This is a genomic window from Pseudomonas sp. MG-9, assembly GCF_018729515.1.
GTDB lineage: Bacteria > Pseudomonadota > Gammaproteobacteria > Pseudomonadales > Pseudomonadaceae > Aquipseudomonas > Aquipseudomonas serboccidentalis.
In genome coordinates this window covers 472,920-492,877 of the sequence record NZ_JAHHZH010000002.1, presented here as the reverse complement: position 1 = coordinate 492,877, position 19,958 = coordinate 472,920, and the positions used below count along the sequence as shown (strand labels likewise).

Genomic DNA, 19,958 nt, shown 5'->3' with positions numbered 1-19,958 from the left:
TCGTCAGTCGCGCGCTAAAAGGCGCGGGGCAAGCTCTTTGAGGGCGCGTCGATACACCTCGCGCTTGAATGTCACCACCTGGCCCAACGGATACCAATAACTGACCCAGCGCCAGCCATCGAACTCCGGTTTACCGGTCAAATCCATCCGCACCCGCTGCTCGTTGGAGATCAGGCGCAGGAGAAACCATTTCTGCTTCTGGCCGATGCACAGCGGTTGGCTGTGAGTACGCACCAGACGTTGCGGCAAACGATAGCGCAACCAGCCCCGGGTACAGGCCAGTATTTCAACATCTTCACGTTCCAGGCCAACTTCTTCGTTCAGCTCGCGGTACAAGGCGTCTTCCGGCGTCTCCTCGGGATTGATTCCCCCCTGCGGAAACTGCCAGGCATCTTGATTGATACGGCGAGCCCATAGCACCTGGCCGGCGTCATTCGTCAGAATGATCCCGACATTGGGGCGGAAACCATCGGGGTCGATCACGGCAACAACCTCGCAAACGCATGTCGCCGCATTGTTCCACAAAGGTTGATAAGGCGGCAACGAAGGTTCCTACCTTATGTGCACTCTTGTGAAAAGACCGTATTCTTGTCGCCTTTTTACTGACTTTTCAGCGGGTAACTGCAATGCGCCTGGCTCTATTCGATTTGGACAACACCCTTTTGGGCGGCGACAGTGATCACGCCTGGGGCGATTATCTGTGCGAACGCGGCTTCCTCGATCCGGTGGCGTACAAGGCGCGCAACGACGAGTTCTACCAGGATTACCTGGCCGGCAAGCTGGATAACGCCGCGTACCTGAACTTCTGCCTGGAAATCCTCGGCCGTACCGAAATGGCCGTGCTCGATCAGTGGCACAACGATTACATGCGCGACTGCATCGAGCCGATCGTGCTGCCCAAGGCCCTGGACCTGCTGGAACAGCACCGTGAGGCCGGCGACAAACTGGTGATCATCACCGCCACCAACCGCTTCGTGACGGGACCGATTGCCATGCGTCTGGGCGTCGAAACCCTGATCGCCACCGAATGCGAAATGATCGACGGCCGCTACAGTGGGCGCAGCACCGACATTCCGTGCTTCCGCGAAGGCAAGGTGACACGCCTCAATCGCTGGCTGGATGAGACCGGGCATTCGCTGGATGACAGCTATTTCTACAGCGATTCGATGAATGACCTGCCGCTGCTGGAGCAGGTGGCGAACCCGGTCGCTGTCGATCCGGACCCGAATCTGCGCGCTGAAGCCGAGAAGCGTGGCTGGCCGGTTATCTCGCTGCGGAGCTGATATCGCTATCGCGAGCAGGCTCACTCCGACAATTGACCGAGTTCCAACTCTGGAATGCGGTCACTGCAGGAGTGAGCCTGCTCGCGAATGGGGTCAACGCGGTCTCCAGCCTTAAACAGGCTTGGCCCCCATCAACCCGGCAATGGCGATAAAGCAGACAAAACTGAACAACGCCAAGGCAAAGCTGAACCGCCCCACCCCACCCGGCGCCTTGCGCAGGCGATTCAAACGCACCAGCAGCCAGAACCACGCCAGCGCCGCCACGGTGTACAGCAAGCTGGAGGCCAGCAGCCAGGTCTGCCCCAGCGGCCAGCCCACCAGATGCACCATCCCCCAGCCGGTGAACGGCATGCTCAACAGCGCCAGCCCCATCAACAGCCAGATGAACACCCGGGGCCGTTGCAAGGTACGGCTTCCCGCTGTTGCATCACCTTTGCGCTTCGCCAGAAAAACCCAGATCCCCAGACCCAGTGCACTGGCCAGCAACACCACCGTCGCCACCATGTGCGCCACTTTCAGGGCGGTTAACGTTTCCATTGTTCGATTTCCTTATGGCCTGCCCATCAGCGTAGCCGCTCAGCCAAGAAACAGCTGATAGGCCGGGTTCTCGCTTTCATCCCAATACGGGTAGCCGATTTCTTCAAGCGCCGCCGGTACCAGATGACGCTCGTCGTGCGGTACTTGCAGACCGGCAACCACCCGGCCATCCGCCGCGCCGTGGTTGCGGTAATGGAACATCGAAATGTTCCAGCGCCCGCCGAGTTTGTTGAGGAAGTTGAACAGCGCACCCGGGCGCTCCGGGAACTCGAAACGGAACACCACTTCATCGATGACATGCGCCGCATGCCCGCCGACCATGTGCCGAATGTGCAATTTGGCCAACTCGTTGTCGGTCAGATCGAGCACCGGGAAACCTTGCTCGGTCAGGCTTGCCAGCAACGCGCTGCGCGGGTCGTTTTCCGGGTGAGTCTGCACGCCGACGAAGATGTGCGCTTCGCTGCCGGTGTTGTAGCGGTAGTTGAATTCGGTGATCTGGCGTTTGCCAATGGCTTCGCAGAACGCCTTGAAGCTGCCGGCCTGCTCAGGAATGGTCACAGCGATGATCGCTTCGCGGCCCTCGCCCAGCTCGGCGCGTTCGGCGACGTGGCGCAAACGGTCAAAATTGACGTTGGCCCCGGAGTCGATGGCCACGAAAGTCTGGCCGCTGACACCGCGCAACTCGACGTACTTCTTGATCCCGGCTACGCCCAAGGCGCCGGCAGGTTCGGTGATCGAGCGGGTATCGTCGTAGATATCCTTGATTGCCGCGCAGATCTCGTCAGTGCTGACGGTGATCACTTCGTCGACGTAGTCCTTACAGATGTCGAAGGTGTGCTGGCCGATCTGCGCCACTGCCACGCCGTCGGCAAAGATGCCCACGGTTGGCAGCACCACGCGCTCACCGGCAGCCATGGCCGCTTGCAGGCAGTTGGAGTCGTCCGGCTCGACGCCGATGACCTTGATGTCCGGGCGCAGGTATTTCACATACGCCGCGATACCGGCAATCAGACCGCCGCCACCGACCGGCACGAAGATCGCGTCCAGCGGTTGCGGGTGCTGACGCAGAATTTCCATCGCCACGGTGCCCTGCCCGGCAATGGTGTGCGGATCATCGTACGGGTGGATGTAGACGTAGCCCTTTTCATCGACCAGTTTCAGCGAGTAGGCCAGCGCTTCCGGGAACGAATCGCCGTGCAGTACCACTTTGCCGCCGCGCGAACGCACGCCCTCGACCTTGATCTCCGGGGTGGTCTTGGGCATCACGATGGTCGCTTTCACGCCCAGCACTTTCGCCGCCAGCGCCAGCCCCTGCGCATGGTTGCCCGCCGACGCGGTGACCACGCCACGGGCGCGCTCTTCGTCGGTCAGTTGGGTCAACTTGTTGTAGGCGCCACGAATCTTGAACGAGAACACCGGCTGCAAGTCTTCACGCTTGAGCCAGATGTCATTGCCCAGCCGCTCGGAGAGCTGGCGAGCGTTCTGCAGCGGGGTTTCTACGGCAACGTCATAAACGCGCGAGGTGAGGATCTTTTTGACGTACTGTTCGAGCATCGGAAAGCATCACTGAGCGGTTGGGCAGGGCCAAGGAGTCTAACCCGGCTTTCAGCCGGACGACCACACTAAACAGGTGGTTTTAGCCCGTGGAACGCCATTGTGGCGAGGGAGCTTGCTCCCGCTCGGCTGCGCAGCAGTCGTAAAACCTGAGTACGCGATCTGTCAGAACGAATGCTGGGGACCGCTTCGCGCTCCAGCGGGAGCAAGCTCCCTCGCCACAAAAGCAGGCCGGCGCCGATGTTTCTGCTGTCTGCCAATCGGGCAATGACCTGCCTCGCCCCTCGGGCCTATAATGCCGGCCTTTCCGTTCTTCCCTTGCCCGCTTCCGGAGCCCGCATGACCCAGGATCAACTCAAACAGGCAGTGGCTCAGGCCGCCGTCGACTTCATCCTTCCGAAACTCGACGACAAGAGCATCGTCGGGGTCGGCACCGGCTCCACCGCCAACTGCTTCATCGATGCACTGGCCCAGCACAAGGGCGCGTTCGATGGCGCGGTCGCCAGCTCCGAAGCCACCGCTGCGCGCCTCAAGGGCCACGGCATTCCGGTGTATGAACTGAACACCGTCAGCGACCTGGAGTTCTACGTCGACGGCGCCGATGAAAGCGATGAGCACCTGAACCTGATCAAGGGCGGCGGCGCGGCCCTGACCCGCGAGAAGATCGTCGCGGCGGTGGCCAAGACCTTCATCTGCATCGCCGACGCCAGCAAACTGGTACCGGTGTTGGGCGAATTCCCGCTGCCGGTCGAAGTGATCCCGATGGCCCGCAGCCACGTGGCCCGTCAGCTGGTGAAACTGGGCGGCGACCCGGTGTACCGCGAAGGCGTGCTGACCGACAACGGCAACATCATCCTCGACGTGCACAACCTGCAGATCACCAACCCGGTGGAACTGGAAGCGCAGATCAACGCGATCGTCGGCGTCGTCACCAACGGCCTGTTCGCCGCGCGTCCGGCGGATCTGCTGTTGCTGGGCACCAGCGAAGGCGTGAAAACCCTTAAGGCTGAGTAAGCCAAGACTGCCCCCACCTCATGGGCAGATGAAATCCCCCCTGTAGGCGTGAGCCTGCTCGCGATAGCGGTCTGTCAGTTGATATTGATGTCGACTGACACACCGCTATCGCGAGCAGGCACACGCCTACATTGGTTTTTGGGTGCTGGTTAGTTTTGCGCAGGCTTCTTGAAGACGTAAAACAGGTTCGGCTCACTCACCAGATACAGCGTCCCGTCATCATCCATTGCAATGCCCTCAGCCTGCGGCACGCGTTTCTGCAAGCCCTGCCGACCCTTGTTCAGGGACAAGGTACTCAGCGGGCGCCCGTCCACGTCCAGTTCCAGAATCAGCCCCGACTCGTCAGACAGCGCCAGCAAATGACCGCTGCGCTCGTCGTATTGCAGGCTCGACAGATCGCGCACGAACATCCCGGCATCGCGCTTGGGGTTGTTGATCACGTGTACCGCGTAGGACTTTTCCGGATTGAAGTGCGGGAAACCGTGCACTTCATAAATCAGCATCGGGTCACGCTCCTTGGCCACGAACAGACGCTTGCCCACCGAATCATACGCCAGGCCTTCGAAGCCCTTGTTGCCGCTCATGTGCACGCCGAGGGTCATTTGCTCAGCGTCCGCCGCATCGAGGAAAGCGGTGTCCTGTTCCAGATGGACCTTGATCAGACGTTGCTGGCGCTCGTCGGTGATCACGTAAGTGTCGGCGCTGATGAATTCCACCGCTTCCGGATCGCCGAAACCGATCAGCGCGATGCGCCGCAGGATCTTGCCTTCGAGCGACAGTTCGACCAGTTCGGCATTCTTGTTGGTCACGGTGAACAAGCTGTGGCGCACCGGGTCGTAGGTCAGCGCCGAGACATCGTCGTTCAGACCATCGATGACCCTGGCTTCGACCTCAACCCGGTACTGATCCAGGCCGATGGCCTGGCTGCTCAACGGCTGCCACAGGGTGTGCAAATTGAACCAGGCGCGCTCGAACAGGCGCAGGTATTGGCCGATCGCGATCAACGCGATCAGGGCCATCACTGACAGGATGACAAACAGGGGCTTGGGACGGGCAAGTCGACGCATTCGGGCAGGCTCGGGATCAAAACAGGCGGATGAAATATCACGCCTGTCTGAACTGAAGCTTAATGGCCACTTGCCCTTGGCCACAACAGAACCTTGTAGGAGCTGCCGAAGGCTGCGATCTTTTGACGTTGATTCTAAAAACAAAATCAAAAGATCGCAGCCTGCGGCAGCTCCTACATGAGGACCGGTGAAAGGCTTTTATTTCTGTTTTTCAAAGCGATAGAACAGGTTCGGCTCGCTGACCATGTACAGCGTACCTGCGTCGTCCATGGTCACGCCTTCGGCGCGGGGAATGGTGCTCTTCAAACCGTTGAAGCCGCCGAGCAGGGTCATGAAGCTGACCTGATCGCCCTTCTCGTCCAGCTCCAGCAGCAGGTGCGAGTCGGCGGACAGCACCAGGGTGTGGCCCGTACGCGGGTCGATTGCCAGCGCCGAGAGGTTGCGGATATCCAGTTCATCGCTGGCCAGCTTCTGCTTGTCGCCCTTGAGCGTCTGGCTGCCGTCGCTTTTCCAGGTGAACAGCGCCGGTGGTCGCTCTTCGCCCAGCAGCAACTGCTGGTTGCGCGGATCCCAAGTGATCGCTTCGAACGCCTTGTTCTGGTTCTTCGACGGGCCGAGGTCGTATTTGGGGAAGTCGGCGATATTCAGTTCACGGGTGTTGGCATCGACCTTGACGATGGTCAGCAGGTGTTCGCGCTCATCGACGATCGCCAGCAGGCCATTTTCCATCACGGTCACGCCTTCCGGGTTGGTCCAGCCCACCAGCGGCATCTTGCGCAGCACATCACCCTGGAGGGTCAGCTCGACCAGGAACGGATTCTTGCCCATCACTGAAAACAGGGTTTTGGTCTGCGGGTTGTAGGACAGGTCCGAAGCCTCGTCCTTTTCCATGCCCGGCAGCAATTTGCCGTCGATGACCGCCCGATAATCCGGCAACCAGATGCTCGCCTTCTGCTCGGTCTGGCTCTCGAAACGCTCACGCACCCAGAGCAGGCCACGGTCATCCCAATGCATGGCGAACGCCAGGCCATAAGCGGCGGCGAGCACCAGCAACAGCCAGACATACCAGCGCAGGGCAAAACGTGAGCGACGAGGAGGATTGAGCTGGGTTTGAGCTGACATCAGGGACGCGTTCCGAAAATTCAGGCTATGGGTAATAGCACAAAGAGGCCGGCTCAGACGCCAGAATGAGAGGAATTATCCGGACAGGATGTGAAAAAAACGGCAAATGGCGGGATTGTCGTGCGGCTTTGCGAGCCGCGACACAGAACAACTGTAGGAGTGAGCCTGCTCGCGATGGCGTCGGGTCAGTCGACATTTTCGTTGACTGACAGACCGCTATCGCGAGCAGGCTCACTCCTACAGGGGTATTACGTGAATCAGCGTACGCTGCTGGTGAAGCTGCTCGCGCCAACCAGTTCGAGGACGATGTCATCGCCCACGTTCAGCGGCCCGACGCCCACCGGCGTACCGGTGAGGATCACGTCGCCGGCCTGCAGCGAGAAGCAGCCGGCCATGTGCTGAATCATCGGCACGATCGGGTTGAGCATCGCGCTGCTGTTGCCGTCCTGGCGCACTTCACCGTTGATGGTCAGGCGGATACCAATGTCGGTCAGGTCGGCGAAGGTGCTGCCGACCACGAACGGTGCAATCACCGCCGCGCCGTCGAACGATTTGGCGATTTCCCACGGCAGGCCCTTGGACTTGAGCTCGGCCTGTTTGTCGCGCAGGGTCAGGTCCAGCGCCGGGGCAAAACCGGAGATCGCGTCCAGCACTTCTTCGCGGCTCGGCTTGGTCGACAGTGGCTTGCCGATCAATACGGCGATTTCCGCCTCGTAATGCACCGAACCGCGCGCGGTCGGAATGCTGAAACCACCTTCCAGCGGCACCACACAACTGCCCGGTTTGATGAACAGCAACGGCTCGGTAGGCACCGGATTGTCCAGTTCCTTGGCGTGTTCGGCGTAATTACGGCCAATGCACACCACTTTCCCGATCGGGAAGTGAATGCGCGTGCCGTCGACATACTGGTGCTGATAGCTCATTTACCGACTCCTGCCTTCATTGATTCAAGTGATTGCCAATCAAACCGCGAAAATCTTGCCCGGGTTCATGATGCCGTTCGGGTCGAACACCGCTTTGACGGCTTTCATGTATTCGATCTCGACCGGCGAGCGGCTGTAGGTCAAGTAATCGCGCTTGGTCATGCCCACGCCATGCTCGGCGGAGATCGAACCGTTGTACTTCTCGACGGTTTCGAACACCCACTTGTTGACGGTCGCGCACTTGGCGAAGAACTCGTCCTTGCTCAGGTTATCCGGCTTGAGGATGTTCAAGTGCAGGTTGCCGTCGCCAATGTGGCCGAACCAGACAATTTCGAAGTCTGGATAGTATTCGCCGACGATCGCGTCGATTTCCTCCAGGAATGCTGGCACTTTCGACACGGTGACCGAGATGTCGTTCTTGTACGGTGTCCAGTGCGAGATGGTTTCGGAGATGTACTCGCGCAACTTCCACAGGTTCTGCAGCTGGGTTTCGCTCTGGCTCATCACACCGTCCAGCACCCAGCCCTGCTCGACGCAGTGCTCGAAGGTTTCCAAGGCGCTGTTGGCCACTTCTTCGGTGGTCGCTTCGAACTCCAGCAGCGCGTAGAACGGGCAGTCGGTTTCGAACGGCGCCGGCACATCGCCACGGCCCAGCACTTTGGCCAGGGCCTTGTCGGAGAAGAATTCGAACGCGGTCAGGTCGAGCTTGCCCTGGAACGCATGCAGCACCGGCATGATCGAGTCGAAATCGGCGGTGCCGAGGACCATCGCAGTGAGGTTTTTCGGTGCGCGATCAAGACGCATGGTCGCTTCAACCACGAAACCGAGGGTGCCTTCGGCGCCGATGAACAACTGGCGCAAGTCGTAACCGGTGGCGTTCTTGATCAGGTCTTTGTTCAGTTCCAGCACGTCGCCCTTGCCGGTGACCACTTTCATGCCGGCGACCCAGTTACGGGTCATGCCGTAGCGAATCACCTTGATTCCGCCGGCATTGGTGCCGATATTGCCGCCAATCTGGCTGGAACCGGCCGAAGCGAAATCCACCGGGTAGTACAGGCCGTTTTCCTCGGCGACGTTCTGCAAGTGCTCGGTGACCACACCCGGCTGACAAACGGCGGTGCGGTCGGTGAGGTTAACGTCGAGAATCTGGTTCATGTAGTCGAACGACACCACCACTTCGCCATTGGCGGCCACGGCGGCGGCAGAAAGCCCGGTTCGCCCGCCGGATGGCACCAGCGCTACCTTATGGGTGTTGGCCCAACGGACAATGGCCTGCACCTGTTCGATGGTCTTGGGAAACACGATGGCGCTCGGCGCGGGGGCGAAGTGCTTGGTCCAATCCTTGCCGTACGCATTCAGAGAGTCGGCGTCGGTCAGGACCTTGCCAGGCTCGACCAGGGTCTTCAGTTCATCAATCAGGACAGGATTGGTCATCGACAGAACTCTCGAACTATTCATGGTCATCCTGAAGACGCTTCACGTCGCAGGAATGAGTGTTTCGCGGGGTGGCTATGCTAGCATACCGACCCCGCAGGCCAGTGCCCAAGGCCAGTTCTGCGGTGACGACATTCTTGTCGTCCGGGTCAGCTCCAGGCTGCTCCCCTCCCTGCCATTTTTCTCCGGGATACAGGTTTACGCAGATGAGCAAGACTTCTCTCGATAAGAGCAAGATCAAGTTCCTTCTTCTCGAAGGCGTCCACCAATCGGCTGTCGACGTCCTCAAGGCGGCGGGCTACACCAGCATCGAATACCTGACAGGCTCCCTGCCGGAAGCCCAGCTCAAGGAAAAGATCGCTGACGCTCACTTCATCGGCATTCGATCGCGCACCCAACTGACCGAAGAGATCTTCGATCACGCGAAGAAGCTGGTAGCGGTCGGTTGTTTCTGCATCGGCACCAACCAGGTTGACCTGAGTGCTGCCCGCGAGCGCGGTATCGCCGTGTTCAACGCGCCGTACTCCAACACCCGTTCCGTAGCGGAACTGGTGCTGGCCGAAGCCATCCTGCTGCTGCGCGGCATCCCTGAGAAAAACGCTTCCTGCCACCGTGGCGGCTGGATCAAGTCCGCAGCCAACTCCTTCGAGATCCGTGGCAAGAAACTGGGCATCGTCGGCTACGGCTCGATCGGTACGCAGCTGTCGGTTCTGGCTGAAGGCCTGGGCATGCAGGTGTTCTTCTATGACACCGTGACCAAGCTGCCGCTGGGCAACGCCACTCAGGTCGGCAACCTGCACGAGCTGCTGGCCATGTCCGACATCGTTACCCTGCACGTTCCGGAAACCGCTGCCACTCAGTGGATGATCGGCGAGAAGGAAATCCGCGCCATCAAGAAGGGCGGCATCCTGATCAACGCCGCGCGCGGTACCGTGGTCGAGCTGGACGCCCTGGCGGACGCGATCAAGGACAAGCACCTGATCGGCGCGGCTATCGACGTGTTCCCGGTGGAGCCACGCTCCAACGACGAAGAGTTCGAAAGCCCGCTGCGTGGCCTGGACAACGTGATCCTGACCCCGCACATCGGTGGCTCGACCGCCGAAGCGCAGGCCAACATTGGTCTGGAAGTGGCGGAAAAACTGGTCAAGTACAGCGACAACGGTACCTCCGTTTCGTCGGTGAACTTCCCGGAAGTGGCCCTGCCGGCTCACCCTGGCAAGCACCGCCTGCTGCACATCCACGAGAACATCCCGGGTGTGATGAGCGAGATCAACAAGGTCTTCGCCGAAAACGGCATCAACATCTCCGGTCAGTTCCTGCAGACCAACGAGAAAGTCGGTTACGTGGTGATCGACGTCGACGCCGAGTACTCGGAGCTGGCGCAAGAGAAGCTGCAACACGTCAACGGTACTATCCGTAGCCGTGTACTCTTCTAAGAGCAGCTACAAGCCTCAAGTTACAAGCGGCAAGTGATGTTCGCTTTTGCTTTAACTTGAGGCTGGCAGCTTGAAGCTTGCAGCGATAAAAAAGGGAGCCCCGAAGGGCTCCCTTTTTTATTCGACGTTGACGGTGACTTTCTTCGAGACGATTGGCGGATCGAACGGCATGTGACCACTGTCGCCCAGCTCCAGCTGCAGGGTGTGCTTGCCCGGTGCCAGTTTGATCGTGGCCTCGGTCTGCGCCTTGCCGAAGTGCATGTGGTTCGCGTCATTCGGGATCGGCGCACCCGCCGCCGGCAGCTTGTCGACGTCGATCAGCAAGTGGTGGTGGCCGGTGTTTTTGGTGACATCACCGGCCGGTGCCAGCGCGATGTCCTTGACACCGAACTTGACCTTGAACTCCTGAGACACCGTGGCCCCATCCTCGGGAGAAACGATGAACACTTCGGCGCCTTTCGGGGCCGGTGTGGCGGCACTGGCCAACACCGAAACACCCATCAGCACACCCGCCAACGCTGCACGTGACATAAAGCTTTTCATTTTCTTCTCCAGTTTTTCCGTAAAATCCGCGTGGTCATGACAACTTCATGACCATTCGTTGTCGAAGGCCCTCGTCAACCATAGCAAAGCGCGCCAGAAAAACCGGCCGCCATAATGATTTCAAAGGAGTGACCATGCGTTTTCTGCCTGGCCTGATCTGCCTGCTACCCCTTTTGAGCCCTTTGGCTCACGCCGAACTGATTGATGACGTCAACGACCGTGGCGAGTTGCGCATTGCCCTTGAGGCTAATACACCGCCCTTCAATTTCAAGGACGGCGACACACTCACGGGGTTCGAGGTCGAGCTGGGGCAACAACTGGCCAACGAGCTGGATGTGCGTGCCGACTTCATCGTCACTGACGAAGCAGACTTGCTCCAGGGCGTTGAAAGCGGCAAGTACGACGTTGCGCTCAATCACATAGCACTGACACCTGAACTCAAGGATCGTTTCGATTTCAGCGAGGCCTACGGCAAGGTCGACTCGCAGCTGCTGGCGAAAAAGGACGAGCAGCCACGACCTATGGTGCTGGTGCAGGCGTTGACGCAAGAGAAGCCGAAAGAGAGTACGCCAGTGGAGTTGGCGATTCCGTTTCAGAAAGGTAATCCGGCGTTTCAGGCGAGCCTTGCAGGGGCGTTGCAGCGGATCAAGGCCGACGGACGCCTGGCGGCGTTGTCGGAGAAGTGGCTCACCAAACCCGAGTGAACTCAACACCTGTAGGAGTGAGCCTGCTCGCGATGGCGTCAGGTCAGTCGACATAATCGTTAACTGACACACCGCTATCGCGAGCAGGCTCACTCCTACATGAGATTTGCGGTGGGCGTTTAGTCGAGTTGCGTCAGGGCCCGTGCGGCTTGCAGTAACTCCAGTTCGCTGAAGACTTGCACCCCATGGCGTTTGAGCAGCGCCGCCGTCACGCCCTCACCGGAGACCTTCACCCCACTGAACGTCCCGTCATAGGTCAACAAATTCCCGCAAGAGGGACTGTTGGCCTTGAGCACCGCAACCCGAATGCCGTGCTTCTGCACCAACGCCAGCGCCTGCCGCGCGCCATCGAGAAACTGTGCGCTGACGTCCTCACCCTCGGTGGTGATCACCGCTGCCTTGCCATCAAGCACTTCAGCGCCCTGCCCGCCCGGGATTTCCGCCGCTGCACGTGGGGTTGGCAGACCACCGGCGACTTCCGGGCACAGCGGCACCACGCGCCCTTCGCCGATCCACTGTTCGAGCAGATCGAACGGCCCGCTGGCCCCGCCGTCATAACGCACGCGGTGGCCCAGCAGGCAGCGGCTGACCAGAATCTTCTGCATCTCAGAACGGCTCGTTGCCACGGCGACGGAACCAGCCGGTCAGCGACAGGCGTTCGCGGTTCGCCGGCAGCACTTCATGCGGCACTTCGCCAGAGAGGAACACCACCAGACAGCCGCCAGTGGGTTGCACGTCATGGACCCGGTCTTCGCCCAGATACATGCGCAACTGGCCACCGTCTTCCGGCAGCCAGCCGTCATTGAGGTAGATCACCGCCGAGACCATGCGCCGATCGTCGTCGCGGAAGCGGTCGACGTGTTTGCGGTAAAACGCGCCCGGCGGATAGAGGGCGAAATGGCACTCGAAATCCTCAAGCCCCAGAAACAACCCGCGATTGAGCGCCTCGCGCAGGCTGTCCATGAGGTTCAGATAACGGTCGCTGGCTTCGGCCTGCCCCGGGTCGATCCACTGGATGTGGTCGCCACGAATCCCCTCGCGAATCTCCGAAAACGGCTCACGGCCCACCGCCGCCGGTGCCAGTTCACCCTCGGCCTCACGTTTGCGGCACTCGGCCGCCAGCTCACGGGTCAAACCCGCGGGCAGGAAAATGTTCTGCTGCGACCAGCCATGTTCGGCCAGGTCGTCGACGATGCGTAACAGCAGCGGGTGTTCAGAGGATATTTGCATGGCGCGCATAGTATGCCCGCGGCAAGAAATCCGACAGAGCCACGCAGCGGCTTGCTACGAATTCTCGACAAGTACCGGCACCGCACGGAGAATAGTCCGCTGCTGACAGGAGTCCCTATGCGCCGTTTGCTTTTTTCACTGTTGATGTTCTGCGTTTTGCCCGCCTGGGCGGACGGCCACGATCAGCTGTACAAGATCGCCGGCTGGCCAGATCAACGTGCGCATTTCAATGATGCCCTGAGCGCCGCGCAACAGCGCTACCAGAACAACCTGCCGCCTGCGGTGTTTCAAGCCCTGGTCAACAACAGCAACCAGCGCTTCGCCCCCCAGGCCATGGATCAGCGTGCCGAAGCGCAGCTGCGCCAGCACCTTGCCGATCCACAACCGGCGCTGACCTTCTTCCAGTCACCGCTGGGCCGCAAGATCGTCGCTGCCGAGCTGCTGGCGACCCGTCGCGATCAGTTGGCGAAGAACGCCAAAGGCCTGCCGAAGATGCAGGCCAGCGACAGCCGCCTGCTGATCATCGGCCATCTGGCGCAAGCGCTGCCGGCGCGCGAGGCCGGCGCCGAAGTCAGCCTGGCGATTGCCGGCGTGGCGGCGGACAGTTTGAGTTCGATGATTCCCGGCCTGCTCGGCGGTGGTCAGGCGCAAGGCATGCTGAACGGTCAGCGTCAGCGCCTGATGGATCAGATCGGCGCCGACATGAACAACACATTGCTCTACGTTTATCGTGATCTGTCGGATGACGAACTGGAGCAGTTCGCGACATTTGCCGAGTCCACCGAGGGCAAGGCTTATTATCAGGCGGCGCTGGCGGCGATTCGGGCGGGACTGGCGGTGGGGCAAAGCTCTTCGAGCTTGGGTCAGTGATCTTTATCGCCTGACAGGGCCCTATCGCGAGCAGGCTCACTCCTACATTTGATCGCGGTCTCCTGTGGGCGCGAGCTTGCTCGCGAAGAGGCCCTCGGAATCACTGAAGATTCCGCCCTCTGATCCGCTTGTTCAGAAACTCGAAATACTCTTCACGCATCTCCAGCGTCTCGTTCGCCAGATGATGTCGCGCCTGCGGCAGCAACAGAATCTGTGGCCGGTCGAACTTCCATTTCATCACCTGCAAATTGTGCTGCCAGTCCACGGTCATGTCCGCCTGCCCCTGAATGATCAGTGGCCGTCGCGGACTTTTTTTCGCGTGTTCCACACGGATGATCCACCGCGACAGTGCGCCGACCCACGCCGTCGGCAAGCGTTTGGGCTGCAACGGATCGGCCTGCAGGAACGGCAGGAAGGCCGGGTCGTTGGAGTTTTCGCTGAAGCGCCGGGTGACGCCCCGCACGAAAGGTCTCAGCAGGTAATAACTGAGCTGCGACCAACCCCACGCACGCGGACGCACCAGCGGCGCCAACAGAATCAAATGACCTTGCGCCGGACTGTGCTCGCCATGGTTGAGCACATGGTCGACAACGATCGCACCACCGGTGCTTTGCCCGCACAGGTGCCAGGGTTGCGGCAGGGCAATCGAGTTGGCCTCGGCGAACAACGCCTGCAGCGCGTCCTGATATTCGGAGAAATCGCGAATGCTCGCCCGCGCTCCGCTCGACAGGCCATGCCCCGGCAAATCGCAGGCGATCACGGCAAAATCCTGATCCAGCGCCCACTCGATCACATGCCGATAGAGCCCGGTATGGTCGTAAAAACCGTGCAGCAGAAACAGTGTGCCCTTGACCTTTTCCGGCCACCAGCAATGGCTGACCAGTTCATAACCGTCCACCTCGAAACGGCCCATGCCGCGCCAGACATCACGCTCGGGGAAGTCGGTCTGGTAGAACCGCTGATACGCCTTCGCCTCGTCCGACAACGGCTGCCACTGGGCCAAAGGCTTGAGGCTGGCGCGTAAATGATCGGCATCGAAAGTGTCAGGCATGCGGGTATTCCAGAGCGGTAAACAGACTTTATCGGTCTGCGATATTCATCTGTTGCGGCAAGCATGGCAAGCTAGCCCACCTCTTCGGGATCGAAAACCATGCGCTCGCCCTACCGCACCGCACTGTTTGCCAGCCTGCTCGCGCTTGTGTGTGCCGGGGTGCTGTGGGCGGCGTACGACTGGTTTCAAGGGCGTTATCTGCGCGCGTTCAGTCAGCACACGGCGGTGTTTTCCGGTGATCCGTTGCGCCTGCCCGATGAACTGGCCGGCCCTGGCAAAATCCGTCTCGTGCACTTCTGGGACCCGGCCTGCCCGTGCAACGTCGGCAATCAACAGCACCTGACGGAAATGGTCGAGCAGTTCGGCCCGCGCGGCGTGGAATTCTTCGCGGTGCAAAGGGCTGGCAGCCACGGCCAGTTGCCCGCCCCCCTGAGCAACCTGAAAACCATCGCCGTGCTGCCTGGCGCCGAGCAAGTGCCGGCGAGCCCCGCCGTGGCGATCTGGGACCGCAGCGGCAAACTGGCGTACTTCGGCCCCTACAGCGAAGGCCTGACCTGTAACTCCAGCAACAGTTTTATCGAACCGATCCTCAACGCGCTGATGGATGATCGCCCGGTCAACGCCACGCACACCCTGGCGGTCGGTTGCTATTGTCCGTGGCCGGTGGTGGTGCAGTAAGGCATTCCAGACTTTTCAAGGACAGCGATGCACGGCACGCAAAGTCTGTGCTAATTGTTTGCAGCCCGACGGGCGGCAATCCCGCATGCACAAGGAGTCACCATGAAACGCGTCTTCACCGTTCTTGCCTTGCTCATCGTTGTCCTGCTCGCTGGCGTCGGCTGGTACGTCTACAGCAAACAGCCAACGCGTCAGGGCCAGGTGGAGCTGCGCAACCTGCAAGGTTCGGTGACCGTGCGTTACGACGAGCGTGGCGTACCGCACATTCGCGCCGAAAACGAAACCGACCTCTATCGCGCCCTGGGCTACGTGCATGCCCAGGACCGCCTGTTCCAGATGGAAGCCATGCGCCGTCTCGCGCGCGGCGAACTGGCCGAAGTGCTCGGGCCGAAGCTGCTCGACACCGACAAACTGTTCCGCAGCCTGCGCATCCGCGAACGCGCCGTCAGTTATGTCGCCAGTCTCGATAAGCAGTCACCGGCGTGGAAGGCCCTGCAAGCCTATCTGGACGGCATCAACCAATATCAGGACAGCCACGCTGCACCGGTCGAGTTCGACGTGCTGGGCATCCCCAAGCGGCCGTTCACGGCTGAGGACAGCATCAGCGTCGCCGGTTACATGGCCTACAGCTTTGCCGCCGCGTTTCGCACCGAACCGCTGCTGACCTACGTGCGTGATCAACTCGGTGCCGATTACCTCAACGTCTTCGACCTCGACTGGCAGCCCAAGGGCGTGCTCGCCAAAGGTCGCGCCAACCCGACACCAGCCCTCGCCGCCGGCGACTGGAAAGACCTCAACGCCCTCGCCCGCCTCAGCGAGCAGGCGCTGATCGAAAACGGCCTGCCGCAATTCGAAGGCAGCAACGCCTGGGTGATCGCCGGCAGCCGCAGCCAGAGCGGCAAACCGTTGCTGGCCGGCGACCCGCACATTCGCTTCTCGGTGCCTTCGGTGTGGTACGAGGCGCAACTGTCGGCGCCGGGCTTTGAACTGTACGGCCACCATCAGGCGCTGGTGCCATTCGCATTTCTCGGGCACAACCTGGATTTCGGCTGGAGCCTGACCATGTTCCAGAACGACGATCTGGATCTGATCGCCGAGAAGGTCAACCCGGACAACCCCAATCAGGTCTGGTACCACGGCCAGTGGACCGATCTGGTCAGCACCGAGCAGCAGATCGCGGTGAAGGGCCAGGCACCGGTGACACTCACCCTGCGCCAGTCGCCCCACGGCCCGATCGTCAACGACGCGCTGGGCACCGCTGCCGGCAAAACACCGATCGCGATGTGGTGGGCGTTCCTCGAAACGCCGAACCCGATCCTCGAAGGTTTCTATCAGCTCAACCGCGCCGACACGCTGGCCAAGGCCCGCGCGGCAGCGGCCAAGGTGCAGGCACCGGGGCTGAACATCGTCTACGCCAATGCCAAGGGCGACATCGCCTGGTGGGCCTCGGCGTTGCTGCCCAAACGCCCTGCCGGGGTGAAGCCGGCCTTCATTCTCGACGGCAGCAGCAATCAGGCGGACAAGGACGGCTACTACCCGTTCAGCGCCAACCCGCAGGAAGAAAACCCGGCGCGCGGCTACATCGTCTCAGCCAACTTCCAGCCGCTGTCGCCGACCGGGATGGAGATTCCCGGTTACTACAACCTGGCCGATCGCGGTCAGCAGCTCAACCGCCAGCTCAGCGACAAGAATGTGAAGTGGAGCAACGAGGCCAACCAGAAGCTGCAACTGGGCACCACCACCGCTTACGGCCCGCGCACGCTGGCGCCGTTGCTGCCGGTGCTACGGGAAGTGGTGAGCGATCCGGCACAACTGAAACTGGTCGAGCAACTGGCACAGTGGCAAGGCGACTATCCGCTGGATTCGGTCAGCGCCACAGTGTTCAACCAGTTCCTCTACGACCTCGCCGATGCGGCCATGCGCGATGAGCTGGGCAACGACTTCTTCGAAACGCTACTGCCGACCCGGGTGATCGATGCCGCCCTGCCGCGCCTGGCAGCGAACGCCGATTCGCCGTGGTGGGACAACCGCGACACACCGAACAAGGAGACCCGTGCCGACATCGTCAAAGCGGCGTGGCAGGCAAGCATGACGCACCTGAAACAGACCCTCGGTGACACCCCGTCCGCCTGGCAATGGGGCACGGCGCACACCCTGACCCACGGTCATCCACTGGGGCAACAGAAGCCACTGGACCGCATCGTCAACGTCGGGCCATTCGCCGCGCCAGGCAGCCATGAAGTACCGAACAACCTCTCGGCCAAGCTCGGCCCGGCGCCATGGCCGGTGACTTACGGACCTTCGACGCGGCGCCTGGTGGACTTCGCCGACCCGGCGCACAGCCTGACCATCAACCCGGTCGGCCAGAGCGGCGTGCCGTTCGACAGCCACTATGACGATCAGGCCGAGGCGTACGTCGAGGGGATGTATGTGCAGGCGCACTTCAGCGAGGAAGAAGTGACGGCCAACACCCGCAGTACCTTGAAGCTGTTGCCGGCAAGGGCTGCCCAGTAGTTTTGTGCTGGCCGGTCTGGCCCTATCGCGAGCAGGCTCGCTCCTACAGTTGATCGCATTTTTTCAGAGGGAACGCGGTTAATTGTAGGAGTGAGCCTGCTCGCGATGAGGCCCTTCAACCCAATACATCTCTCAGAGCACCAGCGCAAAATTCAGCCGAAACTGCTGCGGTGTCACGCCCAGCCGGCGGTTGAACACACTGCGCATGTGCTGCGCATCACGAAACCCGCACTGATACGCCACGGTCTTCAACGGCGCCGTGGTGCTTTCAAGCATCACCCGCGCCGCATCCACCCGCGCCTGTTCGACGAACTCCGCCGGAGTGACCCGGGCTTCGCGGGCAAACACCCGGGAGAAGTTACGCGCGCTCATGTTCGCCGCATTCGCCAGATCGGCAATCGCCAGATCGCCGGTGAGATTGGCCAACACGTACAACTGCACCATCGCCACCGCCGACGTCGGCTCCGCATGCGGCGTGAGGAACGGGCTGAACTGCGACTGCCCGCCCGAGCGCTGAGTGAACACCACCAGGCGCCTGGCCACGCTCAGCGCCACCTCGGCGCCGTGATCACAGGCCAGCAGGTACAGCGACAGATCGATCCCCGCCGTGACCCCGGCCGAGGTGTAGAGCGCGCCGTCCTCGACATACAAGCGATCGACCTCGACCCGGGTTGATGGACACAACTGCGCCAAGGCTTCGGCATCATTCCAGTGGGTGGTGACGGTGCGCCCTTCCAGCAGCCCCGCCCGCGCCAGCATGAACGCACCGTTGCAGATCGAACCGAAACGCCGCGCACGGGCGCTGGCTTCGCGCAGCCAGGCATCGAACACGCGGCCAAAATCCATGAACGGCAACTGCGACCCACCGGCCACCAACAGCAAGTCCCAGGCGTCGAGCGCCTCGCTGAAATGCCGATGGGCACTGAGGTTCAAACCGTTGGAACAGGCCATCGGGCCCTGCTCGACACCAATCACCTCCAGCCGATAGTGATCCTCGGGCGGCAGAAACCGATTGGCCTCGGCGAACACATCCATCGGCCCACTGACATCCAGCGCCTGCACGCCGGGGAACACCACGATGGCGACGGTTTTGTTCATGACTGTGGATTCCCTTTCAAGAGCAAAAGATCGCAGCCTGCGGCTCCTACAGGGGAATGTGGACAACTGTAGGAGCTGTCGAAGGCTGCGATCTTTTTAGCTTGGCACGATTTGCAGGTCGATTGGCAAGGATCGCAGCCATGCGTTGATTGTCCGCTTACGGCCTCGGGGAACAGACTTTGTCCATCGGCGCCACAACGGCGTTTTCGACGAGGACTCTCAGATGAGCACGACCATTGCCGGCATCAAAATTCCTGACAGCGCGTTGGCCCGGGCTACCACCGAGTACATTCGCGACATCGAATCCGACCTGCTCTACCACCACTCGCGCCGGGTGTTTCTGTTCGGTGCGTTGAGCGGCGAGCGCCAGCAACTGGCCTACAACCCGGAGTTGCTGTACGTCGGCGCGATGTTCCACGACCTCGGGCTGGTCGAAGGCTATCGCAGCGCTGACGAGCGTTTTGAAGTGGATGGCGCCAATGCGGCAGCGGCGTTCCTCAAGCCGTACGGTTTGAGCGATGACGATATCGAACAGGTCTGGCTGTCGATTGCCCTGCACACTACGCCGGGGGTGCCCAAGCATCTGCGGCCGACCGTAGCGCTGGTGACTGCCGGGGTCGAGATGGACGTGCTGGGCATGGACTACGCGGCGTTCAGCAGCACCCAGCGCGAGGCGGTGGTGCATGCACATCCACGCGGGGAAGGTTTCAAGGAATGCATCATCTGCGCGTTTGCCGACGGCTTGCGCCATCGCCCGCACACGACGTTCGGCAATGTGAAGGCCGATGTGCTGGTGGATCAGGAGCCGGGGTTCAAGCCGATGAACTTCGTTGAGGTCATCCGTAAATCTCCGTGGATTTCCTGAGCCCAAAAGCAAAAGATCGCAGCCTGCGGCAGCTC

The 19,958-nt window shown here is 60.9% G+C and carries 20 protein-coding genes; 8 read left to right on the top strand and 12 right to left on the bottom strand.

Translation table 11 applies throughout. The annotated features are described in order from the left end of the window. Positions 1–3: 3 nt before the first annotated feature. A complete protein-coding gene (locus tag KKQ10_RS06910; protein ID WP_003229203.1) occupies positions 4–483 on the bottom strand; it encodes an RNA pyrophosphohydrolase in 480 nt (159 codons plus the stop codon). A gap of 143 nt (positions 484–626) precedes the next feature. On the opposite strand from KKQ10_RS06910, the gene KKQ10_RS06905 reads away from it, so the two are divergent. Next, positions 627–1,283, top strand: coding sequence for a histidinol-phosphatase (locus KKQ10_RS06905; protein WP_215500626.1), 657 nt, complete (start codon positions 627–629; stop codon positions 1,281–1,283). Between the two features lie 111 nt (positions 1,284–1,394). Here KKQ10_RS06905 and KKQ10_RS06900 read toward each other — a convergent pair whose 3' ends face one another. Together KKQ10_RS06900 and ilvA are read right to left on the bottom strand one after the other, a co-directional pair. Beyond that, positions 1,395–1,820 carry a DUF2269 domain-containing protein gene (locus KKQ10_RS06900; RefSeq protein WP_215500625.1) on the bottom strand — a complete coding sequence of 142 codons (426 nt, stop codon included), beginning with the start codon at positions 1,818–1,820 and terminating at the stop codon, positions 1,395–1,397. Between the two features lie 39 nt (positions 1,821–1,859). Beyond that, positions 1,860–3,374: a threonine ammonia-lyase, biosynthetic gene (ilvA, locus tag KKQ10_RS06895; protein WP_027610533.1), complete on the bottom strand. Its 1,515-nt coding sequence runs from the start codon at positions 3,372–3,374 to the stop codon at positions 1,860–1,862. A 339-nt stretch (positions 3,375–3,713) separates the two neighbouring features. Here ilvA and rpiA point away from each other — a divergent pair, with 339 nt between their 5' ends. Continuing rightward, entirely contained in the window at positions 3,714–4,388 is a 675-nt protein-coding gene (gene rpiA, locus KKQ10_RS06890) for a ribose-5-phosphate isomerase RpiA (RefSeq protein ID WP_007965573.1), read from the top strand. Between the two features lie 149 nt (positions 4,389–4,537). Here the strand turns inward: rpiA and KKQ10_RS06885 are convergent, their stop codons facing one another. The 4 genes from KKQ10_RS06885 to KKQ10_RS06870 all read right to left on the bottom strand — a co-directional run bounded on the left by KKQ10_RS06885 (position 4,538) and on the right by KKQ10_RS06870 (position 8,934). Then, positions 4,538–5,455, bottom strand: coding sequence for an SdiA-regulated domain-containing protein (locus KKQ10_RS06885; protein ID WP_127647969.1), 918 nt, complete (start codon positions 5,453–5,455; stop codon positions 4,538–4,540). A gap of 198 nt (positions 5,456–5,653) precedes the next feature. After that, positions 5,654–6,577 carry an SdiA-regulated domain-containing protein gene (locus KKQ10_RS06880; RefSeq protein ID WP_215500624.1) on the bottom strand — a complete coding sequence of 308 codons (924 nt, stop codon included), beginning with the start codon at positions 6,575–6,577 and terminating at the stop codon, positions 5,654–5,656. A 257-nt stretch (positions 6,578–6,834) separates the two neighbouring features. After that, positions 6,835–7,500: a fumarylacetoacetate hydrolase family protein gene (locus KKQ10_RS06875; RefSeq protein WP_215500623.1), complete on the bottom strand. Its 666-nt coding sequence runs from the start codon at positions 7,498–7,500 to the stop codon at positions 6,835–6,837. Between the two features lie 39 nt (positions 7,501–7,539). Beyond that, a complete protein-coding gene (locus KKQ10_RS06870) occupies positions 7,540–8,934 on the bottom strand; it encodes a D-2-hydroxyglutarate dehydrogenase (RefSeq protein ID WP_215500622.1) in 1,395 nt (464 codons plus the stop codon). Between the two features lie 206 nt (positions 8,935–9,140). On the opposite strand from KKQ10_RS06870, the gene serA reads away from it, so the two are divergent. Then, a complete protein-coding gene (gene serA / locus KKQ10_RS06865) occupies positions 9,141–10,370 on the top strand; it encodes a phosphoglycerate dehydrogenase (protein WP_127647972.1) in 1,230 nt (409 codons plus the stop codon). A gap of 117 nt (positions 10,371–10,487) precedes the next feature. Here serA and KKQ10_RS06860 read toward each other — a convergent pair whose 3' ends face one another. Continuing rightward, on the bottom strand, positions 10,488–10,913 hold the full coding sequence (locus KKQ10_RS06860) for a DUF4399 domain-containing protein (protein ID WP_215500621.1): 426 nt from the start codon (positions 10,911–10,913) through the stop codon (positions 10,488–10,490). A gap of 134 nt (positions 10,914–11,047) precedes the next feature. Between KKQ10_RS06860 and KKQ10_RS06855 the strand changes: the two genes are divergently transcribed. Beyond that, positions 11,048–11,617: a transporter substrate-binding domain-containing protein gene (locus KKQ10_RS06855; protein WP_215500620.1), complete on the top strand. Its 570-nt coding sequence runs from the start codon at positions 11,048–11,050 to the stop codon at positions 11,615–11,617. A 119-nt stretch (positions 11,618–11,736) separates the two neighbouring features. Here the strand turns inward: KKQ10_RS06855 and KKQ10_RS06850 are convergent, their stop codons facing one another. Together KKQ10_RS06850 and KKQ10_RS06845 are read right to left on the bottom strand one after the other, a co-directional pair. Beyond that, on the bottom strand, positions 11,737–12,222 hold the full coding sequence (locus tag KKQ10_RS06850) for a 2-thiouracil desulfurase family protein (RefSeq protein WP_127647975.1): 486 nt from the start codon (positions 12,220–12,222) through the stop codon (positions 11,737–11,739). Position 12,223: 1 nt separating this feature from the next. Further along, positions 12,224–12,856 carry a 2OG-Fe(II) oxygenase gene (locus tag KKQ10_RS06845; protein ID WP_215500619.1) on the bottom strand — a complete coding sequence of 211 codons (633 nt, stop codon included), beginning with the start codon at positions 12,854–12,856 and terminating at the stop codon, positions 12,224–12,226. A gap of 108 nt (positions 12,857–12,964) precedes the next feature. Here KKQ10_RS06845 and KKQ10_RS06840 point away from each other — a divergent pair, with 108 nt between their 5' ends. Continuing rightward, a complete protein-coding gene (locus KKQ10_RS06840) occupies positions 12,965–13,717 on the top strand; it encodes a DUF2059 domain-containing protein (protein ID WP_215500618.1) in 753 nt (250 codons plus the stop codon). A gap of 100 nt (positions 13,718–13,817) precedes the next feature. Here the strand turns inward: KKQ10_RS06840 and bipL are convergent, their stop codons facing one another. Continuing rightward, on the bottom strand, positions 13,818–14,768 hold the full coding sequence (gene bipL, locus KKQ10_RS06835) for a phospholipase BipL (protein WP_215500617.1): 951 nt from the start codon (positions 14,766–14,768) through the stop codon (positions 13,818–13,820). A gap of 99 nt (positions 14,769–14,867) precedes the next feature. Here bipL and KKQ10_RS06830 point away from each other — a divergent pair, with 99 nt between their 5' ends. Both KKQ10_RS06830 and KKQ10_RS06825 read left to right on the top strand, forming a co-directional pair. Further along, on the top strand, positions 14,868–15,446 hold the full coding sequence (locus KKQ10_RS06830; protein WP_127647979.1) for a DUF6436 domain-containing protein: 579 nt from the start codon (positions 14,868–14,870) through the stop codon (positions 15,444–15,446). Positions 15,447–15,548: 102 nt separating this feature from the next. Then, the gene (locus KKQ10_RS06825) at positions 15,549–17,960 is read left to right on the top strand and encodes a penicillin acylase family protein (RefSeq protein WP_215500616.1); all 2,412 of its coding nucleotides are present in this window, start codon (positions 15,549–15,551) and stop codon (positions 17,958–17,960) included. A gap of 132 nt (positions 17,961–18,092) precedes the next feature. Here the strand turns inward: KKQ10_RS06825 and KKQ10_RS06820 are convergent, their stop codons facing one another. Beyond that, positions 18,093–19,058, bottom strand: a complete 966-nt coding sequence (locus KKQ10_RS06820; RefSeq protein WP_215500615.1) for a GlxA family transcriptional regulator — start codon at positions 19,056–19,058, stop codon at positions 18,093–18,095. A 223-nt stretch (positions 19,059–19,281) separates the two neighbouring features. Between KKQ10_RS06820 and KKQ10_RS06815 the strand changes: the two genes are divergently transcribed. Then, positions 19,282–19,923: an HD domain-containing protein gene (locus KKQ10_RS06815; protein ID WP_215500614.1), complete on the top strand. Its 642-nt coding sequence runs from the start codon at positions 19,282–19,284 to the stop codon at positions 19,921–19,923. Positions 19,924–19,958 lie beyond the last annotated feature (35 nt).

Excerpts from the sequence above, each read along its gene's own strand:
- KKQ10_RS06905 (WP_215500626.1), top strand. The coding sequence starts at position 627 with ATGCGCCTGGCTCTATTCGATTTGGACAACACCCTTTTGGGCGGCGAC.
- KKQ10_RS06900 (WP_215500625.1), bottom strand. The coding sequence starts at position 1,820 with ATGGAAACGTTAACCGCCCTGAAAGTGGCGCACATGGTGGCGACGGTG.
- ilvA (WP_027610533.1), bottom strand. The coding sequence starts at position 3,374 with ATGCTCGAACAGTACGTCAAAAAGATCCTCACCTCGCGCGTTTATGAC.
- rpiA (WP_007965573.1), top strand. The coding sequence starts at position 3,714 with ATGACCCAGGATCAACTCAAACAGGCAGTGGCTCAGGCCGCCGTCGAC.
- KKQ10_RS06885 (WP_127647969.1), bottom strand. The coding sequence starts at position 5,455 with ATGCGTCGACTTGCCCGTCCCAAGCCCCTGTTTGTCATCCTGTCAGTG.
- KKQ10_RS06880 (WP_215500624.1), bottom strand. The coding sequence starts at position 6,577 with ATGTCAGCTCAAACCCAGCTCAATCCTCCTCGTCGCTCACGTTTTGCC.
- KKQ10_RS06875 (WP_215500623.1), bottom strand. The coding sequence starts at position 7,500 with ATGAGCTATCAGCACCAGTATGTCGACGGCACGCGCATTCACTTCCCG.
- KKQ10_RS06870 (WP_215500622.1), bottom strand. The coding sequence starts at position 8,934 with ATGACCAATCCTGTCCTGATTGATGAACTGAAGACCCTGGTCGAGCCT.
- serA (WP_127647972.1), top strand. The coding sequence starts at position 9,141 with ATGAGCAAGACTTCTCTCGATAAGAGCAAGATCAAGTTCCTTCTTCTC.
- KKQ10_RS06860 (WP_215500621.1), bottom strand. The coding sequence starts at position 10,913 with ATGAAAAGCTTTATGTCACGTGCAGCGTTGGCGGGTGTGCTGATGGGT.
- KKQ10_RS06855 (WP_215500620.1), top strand. The coding sequence starts at position 11,048 with ATGCGTTTTCTGCCTGGCCTGATCTGCCTGCTACCCCTTTTGAGCCCT.
- KKQ10_RS06850 (WP_127647975.1), bottom strand. The coding sequence starts at position 12,222 with ATGCAGAAGATTCTGGTCAGCCGCTGCCTGCTGGGCCACCGCGTGCGT.
- KKQ10_RS06845 (WP_215500619.1), bottom strand. The coding sequence starts at position 12,856 with ATGCGCGCCATGCAAATATCCTCTGAACACCCGCTGCTGTTACGCATC.
- KKQ10_RS06840 (WP_215500618.1), top strand. The coding sequence starts at position 12,965 with ATGCGCCGTTTGCTTTTTTCACTGTTGATGTTCTGCGTTTTGCCCGCC.
- bipL (WP_215500617.1), bottom strand. The coding sequence starts at position 14,768 with ATGCCTGACACTTTCGATGCCGATCATTTACGCGCCAGCCTCAAGCCT.
- KKQ10_RS06830 (WP_127647979.1), top strand. The coding sequence starts at position 14,868 with ATGCGCTCGCCCTACCGCACCGCACTGTTTGCCAGCCTGCTCGCGCTT.
- KKQ10_RS06825 (WP_215500616.1), top strand. The coding sequence starts at position 15,549 with ATGAAACGCGTCTTCACCGTTCTTGCCTTGCTCATCGTTGTCCTGCTC.
- KKQ10_RS06820 (WP_215500615.1), bottom strand. The coding sequence starts at position 19,058 with ATGAACAAAACCGTCGCCATCGTGGTGTTCCCCGGCGTGCAGGCGCTG.
- KKQ10_RS06815 (WP_215500614.1), top strand. The coding sequence starts at position 19,282 with ATGAGCACGACCATTGCCGGCATCAAAATTCCTGACAGCGCGTTGGCC.